Here is a 1,203-nt window from a genome sequence, read left to right on the forward strand (position 1 = left end):
CTTAGATTCAAACGATCAACGCAACACTGCATGTGGATGGGTGGATCGTGGCTCGGATGGGTCGGCCGGGAATGACAGACGCGATGAAAGAAGACTTGTGGCGGCGGTGGCGCGCCGGTGAGTCAATCAGCGTGATCTCCCGGGCACTGGGCAAGCCCCCGGGGTCGGTTTTCACGGTGCTGAAGCACCACGGCGGCATCGCGCCGGTCGAGCGGGTGCGCCGAGCCGACCGTTTGAGCGCCGAGGAGCGGGAATCGATCTCTCGCGGTCTGGAGGCTGGAGCCTCACTACGGTCGATCGCCGTGTCGATCGGACGCTCGGCGTCCACGGTGAGCCGGGAGGTCGCCCGCAACGGTGGCCGCGCGAAGTACCGTGCGGTCGCCGCCGACCAACGCGCTCAAGAGCAGGCACGTCGCCCAAAGCCCTCCGCCCTGCAGGACAACCCGGTGCTGCGCCGGCTGGTGATCGAACTACTCGACAACGAGTGGTCGCCGGAGCAGATCGTGGGGCATCTGCGGCTAATGCACGCCGGCAACCCGCTGATGCGGATCAGCCACGAGAGCATCTACCGTGCGATCTACACGACCCGGTGGAAACTGATCCCGCGCGAGCTGTGCACCAAACTGCGCACGCGCCGTCCCATCCGCAAGAACAAGAAGAACACGGTCAAGGGCCAATGGCGTTCGCAGATCACCGGGGCACGGCCGATCGAGGAACGGCCTGACGCCGCCAACTCCCGAACCGAGCTCGGCCACCTCGAGGGCGATCTCATCATCGGAGCCAAAAACAGCCAGATCGCGACACTGGTCGACCGCAAGTCCCGCTACCTGACCATGGTCGCGCTACCCAGCCGCCACACCACGACGGTCATCCCCGCCCTGCAGCAGGCGTTCACACGGATGGATGCACGCTTACTCAGCACTCTGACCTGGGACCGCGGCATGGAACTCGCCGGCCACCAGTTGCTGACGGAAGCGACCGGCATCGACGTCTTTTTCGCGGCGCCACGCAGCCCATGGCAGCGGGGCACGAACGAGAACACGAACAAACTGATCCGGCAGTACTTGCCGAAGGGCACCGATCTGAGCTTGTACAGCCAAGCCGACCTTGACGCCCTGGCCGCCCGGCTGAACAACCGCCCACGCAAGTGCCTCGGCTACCGAACCCCGGCCCAATGTGTTGCCTTGACTCTTTGAATCTAAG

General features: G+C 64.8%; 1 protein-coding gene. It reads left to right on the forward strand.

Annotated features, from left to right (window positions below):
• Positions 1–83 precede the first annotated feature (83 nt).
• Positions 84–1,196 carry an IS30 family transposase gene (locus ACFYUV_RS51425; RefSeq protein ID WP_387683455.1) on the forward strand — a complete coding sequence of 371 codons (1,113 nt, stop codon included), beginning with the start codon at positions 84–86 and terminating at the stop codon, positions 1,194–1,196.
• The last annotated feature ends 7 nt before the right edge of the window (positions 1,197–1,203 follow it).

Origin of the sequence: Nonomuraea sp. NPDC003560 (assembly GCF_042878785.1) — a bacterium.
Taxonomy (GTDB): domain Bacteria; phylum Actinomycetota; class Actinomycetes; order Streptosporangiales; family Streptosporangiaceae; genus Nonomuraea.

Excerpts from the sequence above, each read along its gene's own strand:
- ACFYUV_RS51425 (WP_387683455.1), top strand. The coding sequence starts at position 84 with ATGAAAGAAGACTTGTGGCGGCGGTGGCGCGCCGGTGAGTCAATCAGC.